This is a genomic window from Azohydromonas caseinilytica (assembly GCF_012927045.1).
Lineage (GTDB): Bacteria > Pseudomonadota > Gammaproteobacteria > Burkholderiales > Burkholderiaceae_C > Azohydromonas > Azohydromonas caseinilytica.
The window spans coordinates 61,852-80,690 of the sequence record NZ_JABBFW010000004.1 but is presented as its reverse complement, the minus strand read 5'-3'; the positions used below and the strand labels follow the sequence as shown (position 1 = coordinate 80,690).

The window sequence follows — 18,839 nt, the reverse complement described above, 5'->3', positions numbered from 1 at the left end:
AGCGGGCCGTTTTCCGTGCAGTGTGCGCTTACAGCGCCGCGCCGAAGACGTGATCGAGCTGCTGCTTCCAGGCGTCCTTGGCGGCACGCTCCACGAAGCTGGCCTCGAAGCTGTTGAGCGCAAGCTGGTAGGCCTCGCGCGCACCGAGCTGGGGCAGCGCCTCGAACAGCTCGATGAAATTCTGGTTGAGATAGCCACCAAAGTAGGCCGGGTCGTCCGAGTTGACCGTGGCTACCAGGCCCTGCTCCAGCAGCGCGGCCAGGTTGTGGTCGCTGAGCCGGTCGAACACGCGCAGCTTGACGTTGGACAGCGGGCACACCGTCAGCGGCATGCGCTCGCGCACCAGGCGCTGCACCAGCTCGGGCTTCTCCACGCAGCGCACGCCATGGTCGATGCGCTCGACCTTGAGCAGGTCCAGCGCCTCCTCGATGTACTCGGGCGGGCCTTCCTCGCCGGCATGGGCCACGATGTGCAGGCCCAGATCGCGGCACCTGGCGAACACGCGCTCGAACTTGGAAGGCGGGTGGCCGCGCTCGCTGCTGTCCAGGCCCACGCCGATGAAGTACTGGCGCCAGGGCAGCGCCTGCTCCAGCGTCCTGAAGGCGTCCTCCTCGCTGAGGTGGCGCAGGAAGCACAGGATGAGGCGGCTGCTGATGCCCAGCTCCTGGTGCGCGCGCTGGCAGGCATGGTGCAGGCCGCGGATCACGGTCTCGAAGGGCACGCCGCGCTCGGTGTGGGTCTGCGGGTCGAAGAACAGCTCGGCGTGCACGATGTTGTCGGCCGCGGCGCGCTCGAAGTAGGCCCAGGCCATGTCGAAGAAGTCTTCCTCCTTGAGCAGCACGCTGGCGCCGGCGTAGTAGATGTCGAGGAAGCTCTGCAGATCCTTGAAGGCGTAGGCCGCGCGCAGCGCCTCCACGCTCTCGTACTTCAGCGCCACGCCGTTGCGCTGCGCCAGCCGGAAGATCAGCTCGGGCTCCAGCGAGCCCTCGATGTGGATGTGCAGCTCCGCCTTGGGCATGCGGCGCAGCAGCGCGTTGAGCGGTTCGTGGTGGGTCAGGGTCGTCATGGCGTCAGGACGGTTGGAGCGATGCGGTTCATTGTGTGGCAGCGGCACGGCCGCCAAAAGGCACGGGCCGCCGTGCCCGCGAAGGCGACGGCGGCCCGTGATTCCGGTTCCCGTTCGCCCTGAGCTCGTCGAAGGGCCTATGGCGCGGCTGTGCTGCAGGGCTTCGACAGGCTCAGCCCGAACGGGTATGGGAACTCCCGTTACCTGGCGCTGGGCAGCTTGCCCTCCACGCCCTTCACGTACCAGTTGATCTTGTGCAGGAACTCGTCGTCGGCGGTCTCGCCGTCCTTGAGCAGCTGCTTGCCGTCCTGGCCGGTGAGCGGGCCCTTCCAGATGGCGAAGCTGCCGTCCTTGAGGCCGGCCTTGACCTTCTCCACCGCCTCCCGGGCCTCGGCCGTCACCTTGTCGGAGACGTTGACCAGGTCGATGGCGCCTTCCTTGACGCCCCACCAGGTGTTGGGCCCGGTCTTCCAGGTGCCGTCCAGCGCCTCGCCAATGGCCTTCTTGTAGTACGGCGCCCAGTTGATGACGGCCGAGCCCAGGTGCGCGTTGGGGCCGAACTTGCTCATGTCGGAGTCCCAGCCGAAGCCGAACTTGCCCGCCTTCTCGGCCGTCTGCAGCACGGCGGCGGAGTCGGTGTTCTGCATCAGCACGTCGGCGCCCTGGTTGATGAGGCTCTGCGCGGCCTCGCCTTCCTTGGGCGGATCGAACCACTTGTCCACCCAGACCACGCGGGTCTTGACGGCCGGGTTCACCGACTGCGCGCCCAGCGTGAAGGCGTTGATGTTGCGGATCACCTCGGGGATGGGGATCGAGGCCACCACGCCCAGCGTGTTGGACTTGGTCATCTTGCCGGCGATGACGCCGGCCATGTAGGCGCCCTCGTAGGTGCGGCTGTCGTAGGTGCGCAGGTTCTCGGCGCTCTTGTAGCCGGTGGCATGCTCGAACTTCACGTCGGGCGAGTCCGCGGCCACCTTGAGCATCTGCTCCATGTAGCCGAAGGTGGTACCGAAGACGAGCTTGTTGCCTTGCGCAACCATGTCGCGAATCACGCGCTCGGCGTCGGCGGACTCGGGCACGCTCTCGACGTAGCTGGTGACGATGCGGTCGCCGAACTCCTTCTGCGCCTCCTGGCGCGCGCGGTCATGCGCGAAGGTCCAGCCCGCGTCGCCCACCGGGCCGACGTAGGCGAAGGCCACCTTCAGCGGCTCGGCCTTGGCCGTGGCGGCCGGCGCCGAGGCCGGGGCGGCGGCCGTCGGCGCGGCCTCCTCCTTCTTGCCGCAGCCCACCAGCGCCGCCGTGGCCGCCAGCGAGGCCCAGCCCGTGAGGCGGAGCAGCGATCGCTTGGAAATCGTCATGAATGTCCTCTCCTGTGAATTTCGAGGGTTGTGTGGTGAGGTCGATCAGGGAGCCGGGCTTCAGGACCCGGGGAAGAAGGGCTTGCCCAGCGAGGCCGGCATGTTGGCGCGAATCCAGGCCGGGTTGCGCGAGATCAGCACCAGCACGACGATGGTCGCCAGGTAGGGCAGCATGGTCAGCAGCTGGCTGGCCACCTCCACGCCCTGCCCCTGCAGGTGGAACTGCAGCATGGTGACGCCGCCGAACAGGTAGGCCCCGAGCAGCACGCGCGCCGGGCGCCAAGTGGCGAAGGTGGTCAGCGCCAGCGCGATCCAGCCCTTGCCGGCAATCATCCCTTCCACCCACAGCGGCGTGTAGATGATGGACACGTAGGCGCCCGCCAGCCCGCACAGCGCGCCGCCGGCCATCACCGCGGCCAGCCGGATGCGCCGCACCGGGTAGCCCAGCGCATGCGCCGACTCGGGCGACTCGCCCACCGCGCGCAGCACCAGCCCGGCGCGCGAGCGGTACAAGAACCAGCCCAGCCCCAGCGCCAGCGCGATGGCGATGTAGACCATCGGGTGCTGCCTGAAGAAGGCCGGGCCGATGAAAGGAACGTCGGCCAGTCCGGGGATCTCGAAGCGCATGCGCTCGGGCAGCTTCTCCTGCGTGTAGCGGATGCCCACGAAGGCCGAGAAGCCGGCGCCGAACAGGCTCAATGCCAGGCCGGTGGCGTACTGGTTGGTGTTGAGCCAGATCACCAGCGCGCCGAAGGCCGCGGCCAGCAGCGCGCCGGCGCCGGCGCCGGCCGCGAAGGCCAGCACGTCGGAGCCGGTGTGCACCGCGGTGGCGAAGCCGGCGATGGCCGCCACCAGCATCATCCCTTCGGCGCCGAGGTTGACGATGCCCGCGCGCTCGTTGATCAACAGGCCCAGCGCCGCGATCGCCAGCACCGTGCCGGCGTTGAGCGTGGCGGCCAAGAGGAGAGCCATCGCGTCCATCAGGCGCTCCCTTGGGCTGTGACGCCCGCCGCGGCTGCCGCGCGCGCGCCGCGTTGCCAGCGCAACCGGTAGTGGATGAGCGTGTCGCAGGCCAGCAGGCTGAACAGCAGCAGGCCCTGGAACACGCCGGTGATGGACTTGGGCAAGCCCAGGCGCGACTGCGCCAGTTCCCCGCCGATGAAGAACATGCTCATCAGGATGGCGGACAGCGTGATGCCGCCCGGGTGCAGCCGCCCGACGAAGGCGACGATGATCGCGGCGAAGCCGTAGCCCGCGGGCACGTGCGGCGTGAGCTGGCCCAGCGGCCCGGCCGCCTCCAGCGCGCCGGCCAGGCCGGCCACGCCGCCGGAGATCAGCAGCGCCGTCCACAGCGCGCCGCGCGAGGAGAAGCCGGCATAGCGCGCGGCCAGCGGCGCCAGCCCGCCCACCTGCAACTGGTAGCCGGCGTAGGTGCGGAACATGAACAGCCATGCCGCCACGACGGCACCCAGCGCGATCAGCACGCCGATGTTGGCGCGCAGGCCGTCGAACAGGCGCGGGATCTTGGTCGCGGCGGCAAAGGTGACGGTCTGCGGGAAATTGAAGCCCATCGGGTCCTTCCACGGGCCGTAGACCAGGTAGCCCAGCAGCAGCTCGGCCACGTACACCAGCATCAGGCTGACCAGGATCTCGTTGGCATTGAAGCGGTCGCGCAGCAAGGCCGTGATGCCGGCCCACGCCATGCCGCCGAGCACGCCGGCCAGCAGGATGGGCAGCACGATCCAGCGGCTGCTGTCGGGGCCGGCCTGCATCGCCACCCAGCCTGCGGCCAGCGCGCCGACGATGAACTGGCCCTCGGCGCCGATGTTCCAGACGTTGGAGCGGAAGCACAGCGCCAGCCCCAGCGCGATCAGCACCAGCGGCACGGCCTTGATGCTGAGCTCGGCCCAGGCGCGCGCGTCCTTGATGGGTTCGAGGAAGAAGAGCTGCAGGCCGCGCACCGGGTCCTTGCCCAGCAGCACGAACAGGCCGATGCCGATGAGCACCGTGAGGGCCAGCGCCAGCAGCGGCGAGGCCCAGGACATGAGGCCGGACGGCTGCGGCCGGGCTTCGAGTTTCAACATGGGATTCGATGCAAAGTCAGGCCACGGCGGCCGCGGGCTGGCCCGCTTCGGCCTGCGGCCACAGCCCGCTCATCCAGGCCCCGATCTGCTCGATGGTGGCCTGCGCGGCGGGAATGCTGGGGCTCAGCCGCCCCTGGGCGATGACGACCAGCCGGTCGCTGATCTCGAACAGCTCATCCAGCTCCTCGCTGACCACCAGCAGCGCGCAGCCGGCGTCGCGCAGTTTCAATAGCTCGCCGCGGATCTGCGCCGCCGCGCCCACGTCTACGCCCCAGGTGGGCTGCGAGACGATCAGCAGCTTGGGCCGGGCGTCGATCTCGCGGCCGACGATGAACTTCTGCAGGTTGCCGCCGGACAGGCTCTTGGCCGCGGCGTGCGGGCCGCCGGCCTTGACATTGAAGCGCTCGATCAGCGACTGCGCCAGCGACTTGACCTTGCCCGTGCGCAGCCAGCCGCCGGGCCCGACGGGCTCGGTGCGGGTGAGCAGCACGTTGTCGGCCAGGCTCAGCGTGGGCACCGCGCCCCGGCCCAGGCGTTCCTCGGGCACGAAGTGCAGCCCCAGGCGGCGCCGGCGGCGCGGCGTGGCCTGCGCGATGTCGCGGCCGAAGAGCGTGATGCTGCCGCGCGGCGCGCGCCGGTCCTCGCCGGAGAGCGCGGCCATGAGTTCCTGCTGGCCGTTGCCCGAGACACCGGCCACGCCGACGATCTCGCCGGCGCGCACCTGCAGCGCGATGTCCTGCAGCGTGGTGCCGAACACGTCCTGCCGCTCCAGGCGCAGGCCCTTCACGTCCAGCACCGTGTCGCCCGGCGCGGACGCCACGTGGCGCAGCTGCGGCGGCTCGGCGCCGATCATCAGCCGCGACAGCGAGGCGTTGGTCTCCTGCGTCGGATCAACCTCGCCCGTGACCTTGCCGCCGCGCAGCACCGTGCAGTGGTGGCACAGGCTGCGGATCTCGTCGAGCTTGTGGCTGATGTAGAGGATCGAGCAGCCCTGCGCCGCGAGCTGGCGCAGCGTCACGAACAGCTTCTCGACGGCCTGCGGCGTGAGCACCGAGGTGGGCTCGTCGAGGATCAGCAGCTGCGGCCGCCCCATGAGGGCGCGCACGATCTCGACACGCTGGCGCTCGCCCACGGAGAGGCTGTGCACGGGCCGCATCGGATCGACGTCGAGCCCGTACTCGCGCGCGACCTCGCGCATGCGGATGACGACCTCGCCCAGCGGCAGCGATTTATCCAGGCCGAGCCAGACGTTCTCGGCGGCGGTGAGGGTGTCGAACAGCGAGAAGTGCTGGAACACCATGGAGATGCCCAGCGCCCGGGCCTCGTGCGGGTTGCGCACCTGCACGGGGCGGCCGTTCCAGCGGATCTCGCCCGCGTCGGGGCGCACCGCGCCGTAAATGATCTTCATCAGCGTCGACTTGCCGGCGCCGTTCTCGCCCAGCACGGCGTGGATCTGGCCGGGCGCGACGCGCAAGGTGACGCTGTCGTTGGCCTTGACGGCCGGATACTGCTTGCTGATGCCCACCAGCTCCAGGCGCAACATGGACGGTGAATCTCCCTGGTTGACCGGCGGGAGCGCCGGCAAAAGGCGTGATTGTGCTATGGCCGGAAGCCCTCCCCGGCACCAGCCCGGTGCACCGGGCCGGCGCGGCGTGGCAGGTTGCGCACGCCGCGGGGGTTGCGGGTTGCAGCTTTTGTGCCGGGGTGGGGTGGGCTCAATGCCCCCCCAGCCACACGAACTTGAACAGGAACACGCCCGCGATCAGCCAGCTCATGAAGTGCACCTGCTTCACCTGCCCCGTGAACAGCTTGAGCGCGGCGTAGGTGATGAAGCCGAAGGCCAGGCCGTTGGCGATGGAGTACGTGAAGGGCATCGCCAGCGCCGTCACGGCGGCCGGGACGATCTCGGTGCTGTCGTTCCAGTCCAGCTCGGTAAGCTCGCGCAGCATCAGGCAGGCCACGAAGAACAGCGCCGGCGCCGTCGCGTAGGCCGGCACCGCGCCGGCCAGCGGGGCGATGAACAGGCACGACAGGAACAGCGCCGCCACCGTCACCGCCGTCAGGCCCGTGCGCCCGCCGGCCTGCACGCCGGTGGCGCTCTCCACGTAGGCCGTGGTGCTGGAGGTGCCCAGCAGCGAGCCGCCGAAGATCGCCGCGCTGTCGGCCAGCAGCGCCTTGTTCATGCGCTCCATCTTCCCGGGCTGCAGCAGCCCGGCGCGCTTGGCCACGCCCATCAGCGTGCCGGTGGCGTCGAAAAGCTCGACCAGGAAGAACACCAGCACCACGTTGAGCACGCCCGCGGCCAGCGCGCCCTTCACGTCCAGCTGCAGGAAGGTCGGCGCGATGGAAGGCGGCGCCGAGAACACGCCCTTGAAGTGGTTGCCGCCGACGAGAAAGGACAGCGCCGTCACGGCCACGATGCCGATGAGGATGGCGCCGCGCACCTTGAAGCGGTCCAGCACCACGATGAGGATGAAGCCCAGCACTGCCAGCAGCACCGGCGTCTGGTGCACGTCGCCCAACGTCACGAAGGTGGCCGGCGAGGCCGCCACGATGCCCGCGCTCTTGAGCGCGATCAGCGCCAGGAACATGCCGATGCCCACCGTGATGGCCACGCGCAGCGAGTGCGGGATGCCGCGGATGATCAGCTCCCGCACACGCAGCAGCGTCACCGCCAGGAACAGGCTGCCGGAGATGAACACCGCCCCCAGCGCCACCTGCCACGTGTAGCCCATGCCCTGCACCACCACGTAGGCGAAGTAGGCGTTGAGGCCCATGCCCGGCGCCATGGCGATCGGGTAATTGGCGAACAGGCCCATCACCAGCGTGCCCAGCGCCGCGATCAGGCAGGTGGCGACGAACACCGCCTCGCGCGGCATGCCGGCGTCGCCCAGGATCGCCGGATTCACGAAGATGATGTAGGCCATCGTCAGGAACGTGGTCAGCCCGGCGATGAGCTCGGTGCGCACGTTCGTGTCGTGCTCGCGCAGGCGGAACAGCCGCTCCACGAGCGAACGATTGAGGCCAACGGCGGTGGTATCGGGCATGGCGGCTTCCGAAGGTGGTGCGACAGGCGTGACGATGCGCCCACCGTGCAAGGTGGAGTCAGGTAAGGCCATGGGTTGTCTCCTGTTTGTCCCGGAGGACGGGTTGCGGCGCTTCTGTAGCGCTCTGTGAGCTAACCCGCTCGCCCCGAGCCCGTCGAAGGGCCCGCGGCACGGTGGTGCGGCAGGGCTTCGACCGGCTCAGCCCGAACGGGACTGCGCATGACCATCCGCCTCAAGGGCGGTGCCAGCGCTGCGTGCCGGCCACCCAGGCCGACACCAGGTTGCGTTCGTCGCCCAGCGTCATCCAGGCGAAGACGCGTTCGTGCAGCTCGCGCGCCAGGCGATCCCGGTGCAGCGCCAGCGCGCCATGGGCCCAGTCCCACACCGCCAGGTCGGCGCTGGCGCCCACGTCCAGCGAGCCGATCTCGTGCTCCAGCCGCAGCGCGCGCGCCGCGCCGCGCGTGGCGGCGTAGATCGCCTTCCAGGCGCTGAGCTTCACGCCCTGCAGCGCCTGCACCTTGTAGGCCTCGGCCAGGGTGCGCGGCATCGACAGCGTGGTGCCCGCGCCCACGTCGGTGGCCAGCGACACGCCCACGCCGGCTTCCTGCAGCTTGGCCCAATCCAGCAGCCCGCTGCCCAGGAACAGGTTGGAAGTCGGGCAATGCGCCACATGCGCGCCGGTCTCGGCCAGCAGGCGGCGGTCGGCGTCGTCCAGCCAGATGCCGTGCGCCAGCACCGAGCGCGGGCCCAGCAGGCCGTGCGCGGCGTAGACGTCGAGGTAACTGCGCGCCTGCGGGAACAGCTCGGCCACCCACTGCACCTCGTCGCGGTTCTCGGCCACGTGCGTGTGCATGTAGGTGCCGGGATAGCGCGCCAGCAGCCGCCCGGCCATCTCCAGCTGCGCCGGCGTGCTGGTGGGCGCGAAGCGCGGCGTGAGCGCGTAGGCCGCCCGGCCTCGGCCGTGCCAGCGCTCGATCAGCTCGGTGCAGTCGCGCTCGGCGCCTTCCACGTCGTCGCGGAGGTAGTCCGGCACGTGGCGGTCCATCAGCACCTTGCCGGTGATCAGGCGCATCTGGTGCCCCTCGGCGGCCTCGAACAGCGCCTGCACCGACACCTTGTGCACGGTCGGGAACACCACCGCCGCCGTGGTGCCGTGCGCCAGCAGCAGGTCCAGGAAGCGGTCGGCGCCCTCGCGCGCCGCGACGGCCTCCTCGAAGCGGCGCTCGGCCGGGAACACGTAGCGCTCCAGCCAGGGCAGCAGCGCCTCGCCATGGCTGGCGATCACGTCCAGCTGCGGGCAGTGCACGTGGGTGTCGATGAAGCCGGGCATGAGCAGCCGGCCCGAGTAGTCGCGCTTGTCCCAGTCCTCGCCGGGTGTCTCGCGGGTGCGGCCGGCGATGCGGCCGCCCTCGACCAGCAGCCAGCAGTCGGGGTCGAAGCGCACCACGGGCGAGTCCACGGCGCCGAGGCCGGGGTCGTCCGTGATGTCCAGCAGGTCGGCACGCAGGGCCAGGCGACGGGTCATGGGGTTTCCTCTTGGGAATCGGGGGGTTGTGAAGTGCGGCGCCGCGCCGCCTGCTGCGCCTGCGCGACCAGCGTGCGCACCACGTCGCGCACCTGCTCGCGCAGCCAGCGCGCGGAGGCGGAAGCGTGCGTGGCGTCGTGCCAGAGCTGGTAGTAGCTCAGCGGCGGAAAGTCCACCGGGCACTTCACGACGCGCACCGCCAGCCGCTCGGCGTAGCGGCTGCAAAACAGGCGCCCGGTGGTCAGCACCAGGTGCGAGCGCGCCACCATCAGCGGCGCCAGGCCGAAGTACGGGCTGCGCACGGCGATGTGCCGCGTCAGGCCCTGGGCATCCAAGAACTCGTCGATCACGCCGCGCGCGCCCGGGTGCAGCGCCGTCGGCGCCACGTGCTCGGCGGCGAGATAGCGCTCGGCGTTCCAGCCGCGCGGGCTGCGCACGGCGGGGTGGTCCTGCGCCACCAGGCACACCACCTCGTCGGCGAAGAGCCGCGCCAGGTGCAGCTCGCCCGGCGGCTGCAGCCAGTTGCCGATGACGAGCTCCACCTCGCCGCGCGCCAGGGCGCGGCGGTAGTCGTAGGTGGAGGACAGCGCGTGGATCTCCAGCTCCACGCCGGGCGCCTCGGTCTTGAGCCGTTCCACCAGCGCGGGCAGGAACAGCGGGTCGAGGTAGTCGCTGGCGGCGATGCGGAAGGACTGCCGCGCCGTGGCCGGCTCGAAGGCGCGGGCATGGGCGCCGCCGAACAGCGTCGCGGCATGGCGCAGCAGCTCGCTCGCGGGCTCCAGCAGCTCCAGCGCCAGCGGCGTGGGCGCCATGCCGTTGCCCGCGCGCACCAGCAGCGGATCGCCCACCAGGTGGCGCAGCCGCCGCAGCTGCGCGCTGACGGCCGGCTGGGCGCTGCCCAGCTTCAGGGCTGCGCGCGAAACGCTGCGTTCGGTGATCACGGTGTGCAGGACCTTGACGAGTTGGAGCTCGATCTTGTCCAAAGGAGATGCCTGCGCCATACGCCTGGAGCCATAGATGAGATGCGCCTGATCGTATAGAGCACCGGTCTGCAGCGTGTACCTTTGCGGCCATGAACACCCCGCGCCCCATCCGCTTCTTCCACCGCGGCCGTACCGTGTCGGTGGACGCCTCCACCCCCACGCGCACCGTGCTGCAGTGGCTGCGCGAAGACGAGGCCTGCACCGGCACCAAGGAAGGCTGCAACGAGGGCGACTGCGGCGCCTGCACCGTGCTGGTCGGCGAGCTGGCCGACGGCCCCGGCCCCGACGTGGTCGGCGGCCTGCGCCTGCGCAGCGTCAACGCCTGCATCCGCTTCCTGCCCACGCTCGACGGCAAGGCGCTGCTGACGGTGGAAGACCTCAAGCCCGCCGCCGGCGGCGCGCTGCACCCGGTGCAGCAGGCGCTGGTGGACTGCCACGGCTCGCAATGCGGCTTCTGCACGCCGGGCTTCGCCATGTCGCTCACCGCCTGCTACGAGCGCCACTGCGAGGCCGGCACCCGCCCCACGCGCCAGGAACTGGCCGACGAGCTCTCGGGCAACCTGTGCCGCTGCACCGGCTACCGGCCCATCCTCGACGCCGGCCAGAAGATGTTCGACCTGGGCACGGTGCGCCTGGACACGGCGCCCATCGTGCAGGCCCTGCAGTCGCTGCAGGCCGAGCCCGCCCTGTCACTGCCCGGCTTCGAGGCGCCGCGCACGCTGGATGACCTGGCCGCGCTGCGCCAGGCCCAGCCGCAAGCCACGCTGCTGGCCGGGGCCACCGACATCGGCCTGTGGAACAACAAGCAATTCCGCCCGCTGCCGCAGCTGCTGTACGTGGGCGAGGTGAAGGAACTGCAGCGCATCGAGGAGATGGACGGCGGCCTGCGCATCGGCGCCGGCGCCTCGCTGGAGGACGCCTGGACCGCGCTGGCGGACGCGGTACCGGAGCTGCGCGAGGTGTGGCTGCGCTTCGCCTCGCCGCCGGTGCGGCATGCGGGCACGCTGGGCGGCAACGTCGCCAACGGCTCGCCCATCGGCGACGGCGCGCCGGTGCTGATCGCCCTGGGCGCCACGCTGGTGCTGCGCCAGGGCGAGCGCGAGCGCCGGCTGCCGCTGCGCGATTTCTACGTGGACTACATGAAGAACCGCCTGGAGCCGGGCGAATTCCTGCAGGCCATCGAGGTGCCGCGCCCCGCCCCCGACGCCGCCGTGCGCGTCTGGAAGATTTCCAAGCGCTACGACAGCGACATCTCCGCCGTGTGCGGCGCCTTCCTGCTGGCGCTGGACGGCGGGCGCGTCAGGGAAGCGCGCTTCGTCTTCGGTGGCATGGCCGCCATCGTGAAGCACGCGGCCCATGCGGAAGCCGCCGTCGTCGGCCAGCCCTGGACCGAAGCCACGGCGCGCGCCGCCATGGACGCGCTCACGCGCGACTTCACCCCCCTCACCGACCAGCGCGCCAGCGCCGACTACCGCCTGCGCGTCGCGCAGAACCTGCTGCTGAAACTCTGGCTGCAGACCCGCCCCGAGGCGCCGCTGCCCGTCGCGGCCGGCAGCGTGTGGCAGGCGGCCTGAAACCCTTTCTCCGTTCGCCCTGAGCCTGTATTTCCCCGTTCGCCCTGAGCCTGTCGAAGGGCCTGCAGGCCGACTCGCCAAGAGAGCTTCGACAGGCTCAGCCCGAACGGAAATCTGTTGAGGACATCACCATGAACCGAGCCGTCGAAAGCTTCCTGGCCAGCGACCCCGCCGCCGCCCACAGCGCCGCGCGCGTGGGCGTACCGCGTCCGCACGAGTCCGCGCACCTGCACGTGGCGGGCGCGGCGCCCTACGTGGACGACATCCCCGAGGTCATCGGCACGCTGCACGCGGCGCTGGGCCTGTCGCCCGTGGCGCATGGCCGGCTGCGCGCCATCGACCTGGAGGCGCTGCGCGCGCAGCCCGGCGTGGTGGCGGTGCTCAGCGCCGCGGACATCCCGGGCGCCAACGACTGCGGCGCCATCGTCCACGACGAGCCGATCCTGGCGCAGGGCGAGGTGCAGTACCTGGGGCAGCCGGTGTTCGCCGTCATCGCCACCGAGCGCGAGCTGGCGCGCCGCGCCGCCGCGCTGGCCAGGAAGGTGCTGGACATCGAGCCGCTGCCCGCCGTGCTCACCGCGCGCGAGGCCCATGCGCTGGGCCAGTACGTGGTGCCGCCGGCGCACCTGGTGCGCGGCGACGCCCGCGCCGCCATCGAGGCCGCGCCGCGCCGGCTGAAGGACCGCTTCACGCTGGGCGGCCAGGAGCAGTTCTACCTGGAGGGCCAGATCAGCTACGCCGTCCCGCAGGAGGACGGCACGCTCAAGGTGCACTGCTCGACGCAGCACCCCAGCGAGATGCAGCACGTGATCGCGCATGTGCTGGGCAAGCTCAAGCACCACGTGCAGGTCGAGTGCCGGCGCATGGGCGGCGGCTTCGGCGGCAAGGAGTCCCAGTCCGCCGTGTTCGCCAGCATCGCCTCACTGGCGGCGTTCAAGCTGGGCCGGCCCGTGAAGCTGCGGCCGGACCGGGACGATGACTTCATGATCACCGGCCGGCGCCACGGCTTCGAGTTCGACGTGGAGGTGGGCTACGACGACGAGGGCCACATCCTCGGCGTGGAAGTGGAGATGCTGACCAACGCCGGCTGGAGCGCCGACCTCTCCGCGGCCGTGATGGGTCGGGCCATCTGCCACTTCGACAACGCCTACTGGCTGCCGCATGTGGCCATGCACGGCTACTGCGCGCGCACGAATACGCAGAGCAACACCGCCTTCCGCGGCTTCGGCGGCCCGCAGGGCGCCTATGCCATCGAGCATGTGATCGACACCCTCGCGCGCCGCCTGGGCCGCGACCCGCTGGAAGTGCGGCGCGCCAATTTCTACGGCGTGGGCGAGCGCGACGTGACGCCCTATGAGCAGAAGGTGGAAGGCAACGTCATCGCGCCGCTGGTGGCGGAGCTGGAAGCCAGCTCGGGCTACCAGGCGCGCCGCGCCGAGATCGCGGCCTGGAACGCGCAAAGCCCGGTGCTGAAGCGCGGCCTGGCGCTGACGCCGGTGAAGTTCGGCATCTCCTTCAACGTGCAGCACCTGAACCAGGCCGGCGCGCTGGTGCACCTCTACACCGACGGCTCCGCGCTGGTGAACCACGGTGGCACCGAGATGGGCCAGGGCCTGAACACCAAGGTGGCGCAGGTGGTGGCGCAGGAGCTGGGCCTGAGTTTCAGCAACATCCGCGTCACCGCGACCGACACCTTCAAGGTGGTGAACACCTCGGCCACGGCGGCGTCCACCGGCAGCGACCTCAACGGCAAGGCGGCGCAGGACGCGGCGCGGCAGATCCGCGAACGGCTGGCGGCCTTCGCCGCCGGCAAGTGGGGCGGCACGGCCGAGGACGTGCGCTTCGCCAACGACCAGGTCGAGGTCAACGGCCAGTCCGTGCCGCTGCAGGAGCTGCTGCTGCAGGCGTATCTGGCGCGGGTGCAGCTGTGGAGCGACGGTTTCTATGTCACGCCGGGCCTGCACTGGGACGCCAAGGCCATGAAGGGCCGGCCCTTCTACTACTTCGCCTTCGGCGCGGCGGTGTCGGAGGTGGTGGTGGACACGCTCACCGGCGAATCCAGGCTGCTGCGCGCGGACCTGCTGCACGACGTGGGCAAGTCGCTCAATCCGGCCATCGACCTGGGGCAGGTGGAAGGCGGCTTCATCCAGGGCATGGGCTGGCTGACGATGGAGGAGCTGGTCTGGCATCCCAAGACCGGCGCCCTGCTCACCCACGCGCCCAGCACCTACAAGATCCCCACCGCCAACGACGCGCCGGCCGTGTTCAACACGCGTCTCTTCGACAACAGCAACGTGGCCGACAGCATCCACCGCAGCAAGGCCGTGGGCGAGCCGCCGCTGCTGCTGGGCTTCAGCGTCTGGCACGCGATCCGCGACGCGGTGTCCTCGGTGGGCGAACACCGCATCGACCCGCCGCTGCGCGCCCCGGCCACGGCCGAGGCCGTGCTGGACGCGGTGGACGCCGTGCGCGCCGCCGCGACGCCGGCCGCCGAGCCGGCCGCGGCCGAGACCGCGGGGGCGGTGTGAGCGGCGCCGCGCTGCGGGCCACGGCGCGCGACTGGCTCGCGCGCGGCGAGCCGGCCATCGAGGTGCGCGTGGCGCAGGCGCGCGGCTCGGCGCCGCGCGAGGCCGGCGCACGCATGCTGGTGAGTGAGCGCGCGGTGGCCGGCACCGTGGGCGGCGGCCACCTGGAGCTGCAGGCTATCGAATTGGCACGCGGCATGCTGGCCGCCCATGAAACGCTGCCGCGCGAGAAGCACTACCCGCTGGGCCCGGCGCTGGGCCAGTGCTGCGGCGGCGCGGTGACGCTGGCCTTCAAGCCGCTGACCGATGCCGTGCTGGCGCGCTGGCCGGCGCCGCGGCCCCGCTTCCACCTGCAGCTCTACGGCGCGGGCCACGTGGGCCGGGCCATCGTGAACCTGCTGTCCGGGCTCGACTGCGAGGTGCAGTGGATCGACGAGCGCGACGCGGAATTCCCGGACGGCCCGCTGCCGCCGCACATCGAGAAGGTGTGCGTGGATGCGGTCGAGGGCGAAGTGGATACCGCCGCGCCGGGCGCCTTCTACCTGGTGCTCACGCACAGCCACGACCTGGACATGCGCATCACCGAGGCGGTGCTGCGGCGCGGGGATTTCGGTTTTCTCGGGCTGATCGGCTCGCAAACGAAACGGGCGCGGTTTCTGCACCGCTTCGAGGCGCGGGGGATCGCGCCGGAGATGCTGGGGCGGATGACCTGCCCGATCGGCGTCCCGGGCATCACCGGCAAGGAGCCGGAGGTGATCGCGGTGTCGGTGGTAGCGCAGTTGCTGCAGGTGGGCTCGGCACGGAGCTGAGTCATGGCCGAGCGCGACCTGGACCGCCTGCTGCGCCACATGGCGCCGCAGCTGCATCCGCAGACCTGGGTCTACGTCTGCCTGCCGGACGGCCACGTGCCGGAAGGGCTGGAGCTGATCTGCACTTTCCGCGAGGAAGAAGGCCTCACGCTCATCGTCGAGCAAGAGGCAGCCGAACGCGCCGGCCTGCCCTTCACCTTCGAATCGCGCCGCGTCACGCTGACGGTGCATTCGGCGCTGGAGGCGGTGGGCTTCCTGGCGGCGGTCAGCGCCCGGCTGGCCGCGGCTGGTATCTCCTGCAATGCGGTGGCCGGCTACCACCACGGCCACCTGTTCGTGCCGGCGGCCCGGGCCGACAAAGCGCTGGCCGTGCTGGCTGCCGGCTGTTGAACCCAAGGGGAAATCAGCACGGCAAGACGGGCCGGGATGAATTCCAACAGCACCATGGTCGAGCCGGCATCCGGCGCGATCGGTGACCGACTGGCACGAATCGCGCCATTCAAGTGGCGCGGTTCTGGCGCAATGGCCGAAAACCGCGCCACTGGCTTGACCCGGCCAGCGCGGAGGCCGGCACCACAATGTCGGCCTTCCTTCGCCCGCCGCTCATGTCCCGCACCCTCCGCGTCCTGCGCGCCCATCCCCGCTTGTGGTCGTCACTGGCGGCGGGCGCGGCGGTGTACCTGCTGCTGCCCGATGCCTGGGTGGCGACCCCGGCCTCGCGCGCGCTCATCGGCTGGAACGCCGGCGCGCTGCTGTACCTGGGGTTGGCCTGGGAAATGATGAGCGGCGCCCATGCCGCGACCATGCGGCGACGCGCGCTGCAGCAGGACGAGGGTCGGCTGCTGGTGCTCACCGGCGTGGTGCTGGCCGCGGTGGCGGTGATGATGGCCATCGCCAGCCAGCTGGCCGCTGTGAAGAGCCTTCCCGCCATCGAGCGGCTGCCGCACCTGGCGCTGACGGTGCTCACCGTCCTGAGCTCCTGGCTGTTCACCCAGGCGATGTTCGCCCTGCACTACGCGCATGACTTCTACGCCGCGCGCGAGCGCAAGCAGCCCGACCTGCTGCAGTTCCCCGGCACGCCCGACCCGGACTACGGCGACTTCTTCTACTTCGCCTGCGTCATCGGCACCTCGGGCCAGACGGCGGACGTGGCCTTCACCAGCTCCGCGCTGCGCCGCATCGGCACGCTGCACTGCATCCTGGCTTTCGCCTTCAACACCACCGTGCTGGCGCTGAGCGTGAACATCGCGGCGGGGCTGTTCTGAACAGCCCCGCGGCCGACCCTCCCGGGCCGGCCACGGCGCGCGGGGCGCTCAATCGCCCACGATGTGGCGCTCCTTGATGATTGCCCCGAAGCGCTTGGAATCCTCCGCCGCCGTGGCGCCGAACTGCGCCGGCGTCATGGGCGCGGGAATGCCGCCGAGCTGGGCGATGCGCTCCCTGAAAGCCGGCGTGGCGATGATCTTGTTGACCTCGGTGTTCAGGCGGTTCACCACCTCCGCCGGCGTGCCCGCGGGCGCGTAGATCCCGAAGTAGCTGTCGGCGTTGAAGCCTTTCAACCCCGCCTCGTCCAGCGTGGGCACGTCCGGGAACAGCGGCGAGCGTTTCGGGCTGCCCACGGCCAGCACGCGCAGCTTGCCGGACTTGATGTGCGGAATCGCCACGCCCGGATCGAACAGGAAGTCCACCTGCCCGCCCAGCAGGTCGGTCAGCGCCGGCGCCGCGCCGCGGTAGGGCACGTGGGTGGCGAACACGCCGGCCTGGCTCTTCATCATCTCGGCGGCCAGGTGCGGCGAGCTGCCGTTGCCCGGCGAGCCGTAGCTGCGCTTGCCCGGATTCGCCTTGAGATCGGCGATGAAGCCCTTGAAGTCCTTGATCGGGCTGTCCTGGCGTACCACCAGGAACACCAGCACCCGCGCCGCGGCGGCCACGGGCGTGAGGTCCTTGGCCGGGTCGAAGCTCATCTTCGGGTAGATGTGCGGGTTCACCGACACCATGCCGCCCGAGCTCATGAGGATCGTGTAGCCGTCGGGCGGCGCCTTGGCGACGGCGTCGCCGCCGAGGTTGCCGCCCGAGCCGCCGCGGTTCTCCACCACCACCGGCTGGCCCACTGCCTCCTGCAGCGGTTGCGCGATGGCGCGCCCGATCTGGTCCGCCGCGCCGCCGGGCGGGAAGTTCACGATCATCTTCACCGGCTTGCTCGGCCACTGCGGGCCTTGCGCCCAGGCGGCGGCGCCGGCGAAGGCGCAGGCGGCGGCCAGGGCCAGGGTGCGGATGCGCTTGGTCATGGGTGGTCTCCTTGTTGTCTGTGTGATGCCTGCCAACGTGGCCCGGAGCCGGGTCGTTGCCTCCCCTCGCCCGCTCGCGGGAGAGGGGCTGGGGTGAGGGTGCGGCCCCGAGCCAGCGCTGGGAGAACTCAGAACGGGTACTGCCGCGGCCCCGTCTGCACCGTGATCCAGCGCAGCTCGGTGAACTCGTCGATGCCGGCCTTGCCGCCGAAGCGGCCCCAGCCGCTGCCCTTGACGCCGCCGAAGGGCATCTGCGCCTCGTCGTGCACCGTCGGGCCGTTGACGTGGCAGATGCCGCTTTCGATGCGCTGCGCCACCTGCATCGCGCGTGCGATGTCGCGCCCGAACACCGCCGCCGACAGCCCGTAGTCGTTGTCGTTGGCGCAGTCCACCGCCGCGTCCACGCCCTTCACCCGCACGATGGCCTTCACCGGCGCGAAGCTCTCCTCGTGGTAGAGGCGCATCTCGCGCGTCACGTGGTCCAGCAGCGTCGCGGGCATGAGCGTGCTGTCGGCCTTGCCGCCGCACACCAGCTTGGCGCCCTTGGCCAGGGCGTCATCGATCAGCTCGTTGCAACGGTGCACTGTCGCCATGTCCACCACCGAGCCCAGCACCACCGGCCCCTGGCGCGGATCGCCCAGCGGCAGCGCCCGGGCACGCGCCGCGAGCTTGGCCACGAACTCGTCGGCCACCGCCTCGTCCACGATAAGCCGCTCGGTGGACATGCAGATCTGCCCCGAGTTGGCGAAGGCGCCGAAGGTGGCGGCCGCCACCGCCGCGTCGATGTCGGCATCGTCCAGCACCACCAGCGGCGCCTTGCCGCCCAGCTCCAGCACGCTGCGCTTCAGGTGCTTGGCGCAGGTCGCGGCGATGAGTTTTCCCACCCGCGTGGAGCCCGTGAAATTCACGCGCCGCACCGCCGGGTGCGCGACCATGGCCTCGACGATCTTTCCGGCGTCGGCCGGGGCGTTGGTGACGAAGTTCACCACCCCGCGCGGGAAGCCGGCCTGCTGGCAGGCCTTGACGATCAGCCCATGCGTGGCCGGGCAGATCTCGCTGCCCTTGAGCACCACGGTGTTGCCGCAGGCCAGCGCCACGGCGATGGCGCGCACGCTCAGGATCACCGGCGCGTTCCACGGCGCGATGGCCAGCACCACGCCCGCGCTCTGGCGCACCGCCATCGACACGCTGCCCGGCACGTTGGACGGGATCACCTCGCCGCCGATCTGCGTGGTGATGGCCGCGGCCTCGCGCAGCATGTCCGCCGCCAGGTGCACGTTGAAGCCGGCCCAGATCGCGGACGAGCCCGTCTCGGCGGCCATGGCCTGGGCGAAGGCTTCACCCTGCGCCTCCAGCGCGTCGGCGGCCTTGGACAGCAGGGCGCGGCGCTCGGCGGGCCCGGTGAGCGACCAGCTCTTGAAGGCCTGCGCCGCCGCGTCCACCGCCGCCACCGCGTCCGCCACCGTGGCGGCAGGCGCCTCGGTGGCAACGCCGCCGTCCAGCGGGTTGCGGCGCTCGAAGGTGGCGCCGTTGCCGGCCCGGCGGGCCTCGCCGTCGATCCACAGGTCGATGCGGTTCAT

General features: G+C 70.9%; 15 protein-coding genes. 5 read left to right on the top strand and 10 right to left on the bottom strand.

Annotated elements, in window-relative coordinates; genetic code table 11:
- Positions 1 to 28: 28 nt before the first annotated feature.
- From HHL10_RS07545 to HHL10_RS07510, 8 genes are all read right to left on the bottom strand, one after another.
- Positions 29 to 1,066, bottom strand: coding sequence for an adenosine deaminase (locus HHL10_RS07545; protein ID WP_169159739.1), 1,038 nt, complete (start codon positions 1,064 to 1,066; stop codon positions 29 to 31).
- Between the two features lie 200 nt (positions 1,067 to 1,266).
- On the bottom strand, positions 1,267 to 2,424 hold the full coding sequence (locus HHL10_RS07540) for a BMP family ABC transporter substrate-binding protein (protein ID WP_169159738.1): 1,158 nt from the start codon (positions 2,422 to 2,424) through the stop codon (positions 1,267 to 1,269).
- Between the two features lie 60 nt (positions 2,425 to 2,484).
- Positions 2,485 to 3,405, bottom strand: coding sequence for an ABC transporter permease (locus HHL10_RS07535; protein WP_169159737.1), 921 nt, complete (start codon positions 3,403 to 3,405; stop codon positions 2,485 to 2,487).
- Positions 3,405 to 4,508 (bottom strand): ABC transporter permease, encoded by a 1,104-nt coding sequence (locus HHL10_RS07530; protein ID WP_169159736.1) that lies wholly within the window; start codon positions 4,506 to 4,508, stop codon positions 3,405 to 3,407. Before HHL10_RS07530 ends, HHL10_RS07535 begins: the two co-directional genes overlap by 1 nt.
- Positions 4,509 to 4,524: 16 nt before the next feature.
- Positions 4,525 to 6,051 (bottom strand): ABC transporter ATP-binding protein, encoded by a 1,527-nt coding sequence (locus HHL10_RS07525; protein ID WP_169159735.1) that lies wholly within the window; start codon positions 6,049 to 6,051, stop codon positions 4,525 to 4,527.
- 172 nt (positions 6,052 to 6,223) lie between these two features.
- Positions 6,224 to 7,555, bottom strand: coding sequence for an NCS2 family permease (locus tag HHL10_RS07520; RefSeq protein WP_169159944.1), 1,332 nt, complete (start codon positions 7,553 to 7,555; stop codon positions 6,224 to 6,226).
- A 232-nt stretch (positions 7,556 to 7,787) separates the two neighbouring features.
- Positions 7,788 to 9,080, bottom strand: a complete 1,293-nt coding sequence (guaD, locus tag HHL10_RS07515; RefSeq protein WP_169159734.1) for a guanine deaminase — start codon at positions 9,078 to 9,080, stop codon at positions 7,788 to 7,790.
- A complete protein-coding gene (locus tag HHL10_RS07510; protein WP_169159733.1) occupies positions 9,077 to 10,081 on the bottom strand; it encodes a LysR family transcriptional regulator in 1,005 nt (334 codons plus the stop codon). Before HHL10_RS07510 ends, guaD begins: the two co-directional genes overlap by 4 nt.
- Positions 10,082 to 10,152: 71 nt before the next feature.
- Here HHL10_RS07510 and xdhA point away from each other — a divergent pair, with 71 nt between their 5' ends.
- From xdhA to HHL10_RS07485, 5 genes are all read left to right on the top strand, one after another.
- A complete protein-coding gene (xdhA, locus tag HHL10_RS07505; protein WP_169159732.1) occupies positions 10,153 to 11,637 on the top strand; it encodes a xanthine dehydrogenase small subunit in 1,485 nt (494 codons plus the stop codon).
- Positions 11,638 to 11,768: 131 nt separating this feature from the next.
- Entirely contained in the window at positions 11,769 to 14,165 is a 2,397-nt protein-coding gene (gene xdhB / locus HHL10_RS07500) for a xanthine dehydrogenase molybdopterin binding subunit (protein WP_169159731.1), read from the top strand.
- Positions 14,162 to 14,971: a xanthine dehydrogenase accessory protein XdhC gene (xdhC, locus tag HHL10_RS07495; RefSeq protein ID WP_169159730.1), complete on the top strand. Its 810-nt coding sequence runs from the start codon at positions 14,162 to 14,164 to the stop codon at positions 14,969 to 14,971. The genes xdhB and xdhC overlap by 4 nt, the downstream gene beginning before the upstream one ends.
- Positions 14,972 to 14,974: 3 nt before the next feature.
- Positions 14,975 to 15,361 carry an ACT domain-containing protein gene (locus tag HHL10_RS07490; RefSeq protein ID WP_169159729.1) on the top strand — a complete coding sequence of 129 codons (387 nt, stop codon included), beginning with the start codon at positions 14,975 to 14,977 and terminating at the stop codon, positions 15,359 to 15,361.
- 215 nt (positions 15,362 to 15,576) lie between these two features.
- Positions 15,577 to 16,236: a DUF1345 domain-containing protein gene (locus HHL10_RS07485; protein WP_235971179.1), complete on the top strand. Its 660-nt coding sequence runs from the start codon at positions 15,577 to 15,579 to the stop codon at positions 16,234 to 16,236.
- A 48-nt stretch (positions 16,237 to 16,284) separates the two neighbouring features.
- Here HHL10_RS07485 and HHL10_RS07480 read toward each other — a convergent pair whose 3' ends face one another.
- On the bottom strand, positions 16,285 to 17,259 hold the full coding sequence (locus HHL10_RS07480; protein WP_169159727.1) for a Bug family tripartite tricarboxylate transporter substrate binding protein: 975 nt from the start codon (positions 17,257 to 17,259) through the stop codon (positions 16,285 to 16,287).
- 128 nt (positions 17,260 to 17,387) lie between these two features.
- Positions 17,388 to 18,839 (bottom strand): aldehyde dehydrogenase, encoded by a 1,452-nt coding sequence (locus HHL10_RS07475; protein ID WP_169159726.1) that lies wholly within the window; start codon positions 18,837 to 18,839, stop codon positions 17,388 to 17,390.

What these genes read in the sequence shown, in the direction of transcription:
- HHL10_RS07520 (WP_169159944.1), bottom strand. Translation starts at nt 7,555, where the DNA reads ATGCCCGATACCACCGCCGTTGGCCTCAATCGTTCGCTCGTGGAGCGG.
- HHL10_RS07540 (WP_169159738.1), bottom strand. Translation starts at nt 2,424, where the DNA reads ATGACGATTTCCAAGCGATCGCTGCTCCGCCTCACGGGCTGGGCCTCG.
- HHL10_RS07530 (WP_169159736.1), bottom strand. Translation starts at nt 4,508, where the DNA reads ATGTTGAAACTCGAAGCCCGGCCGCAGCCGTCCGGCCTCATGTCCTGG.
- xdhA (WP_169159732.1), top strand. Translation starts at nt 10,153, where the DNA reads ATGAACACCCCGCGCCCCATCCGCTTCTTCCACCGCGGCCGTACCGTG.
- HHL10_RS07535 (WP_169159737.1), bottom strand. Translation starts at nt 3,405, where the DNA reads ATGGACGCGATGGCTCTCCTCTTGGCCGCCACGCTCAACGCCGGCACG.
- guaD (WP_169159734.1), bottom strand. Translation starts at nt 9,080, where the DNA reads ATGACCCGTCGCCTGGCCCTGCGTGCCGACCTGCTGGACATCACGGAC.
- HHL10_RS07545 (WP_169159739.1), bottom strand. Translation starts at nt 1,066, where the DNA reads ATGACGACCCTGACCCACCACGAACCGCTCAACGCGCTGCTGCGCCGC.
- HHL10_RS07475 (WP_169159726.1), bottom strand. Translation starts at nt 18,839, where the DNA reads ATGAACCGCATCGACCTGTGGATCGACGGCGAGGCCCGCCGGGCCGGC.
- HHL10_RS07525 (WP_169159735.1), bottom strand. Translation starts at nt 6,051, where the DNA reads ATGTTGCGCCTGGAGCTGGTGGGCATCAGCAAGCAGTATCCGGCCGTC.
- HHL10_RS07485 (WP_235971179.1), top strand. Translation starts at nt 15,577, where the DNA reads ATGTCCCGCACCCTCCGCGTCCTGCGCGCCCATCCCCGCTTGTGGTCG.
- HHL10_RS07480 (WP_169159727.1), bottom strand. Translation starts at nt 17,259, where the DNA reads ATGACCAAGCGCATCCGCACCCTGGCCCTGGCCGCCGCCTGCGCCTTC.
- HHL10_RS07490 (WP_169159729.1), top strand. Translation starts at nt 14,975, where the DNA reads ATGGCCGAGCGCGACCTGGACCGCCTGCTGCGCCACATGGCGCCGCAG.
- HHL10_RS07510 (WP_169159733.1), bottom strand. Translation starts at nt 10,081, where the DNA reads ATGGCGCAGGCATCTCCTTTGGACAAGATCGAGCTCCAACTCGTCAAG.
- xdhB (WP_169159731.1), top strand. Translation starts at nt 11,769, where the DNA reads ATGAACCGAGCCGTCGAAAGCTTCCTGGCCAGCGACCCCGCCGCCGCC.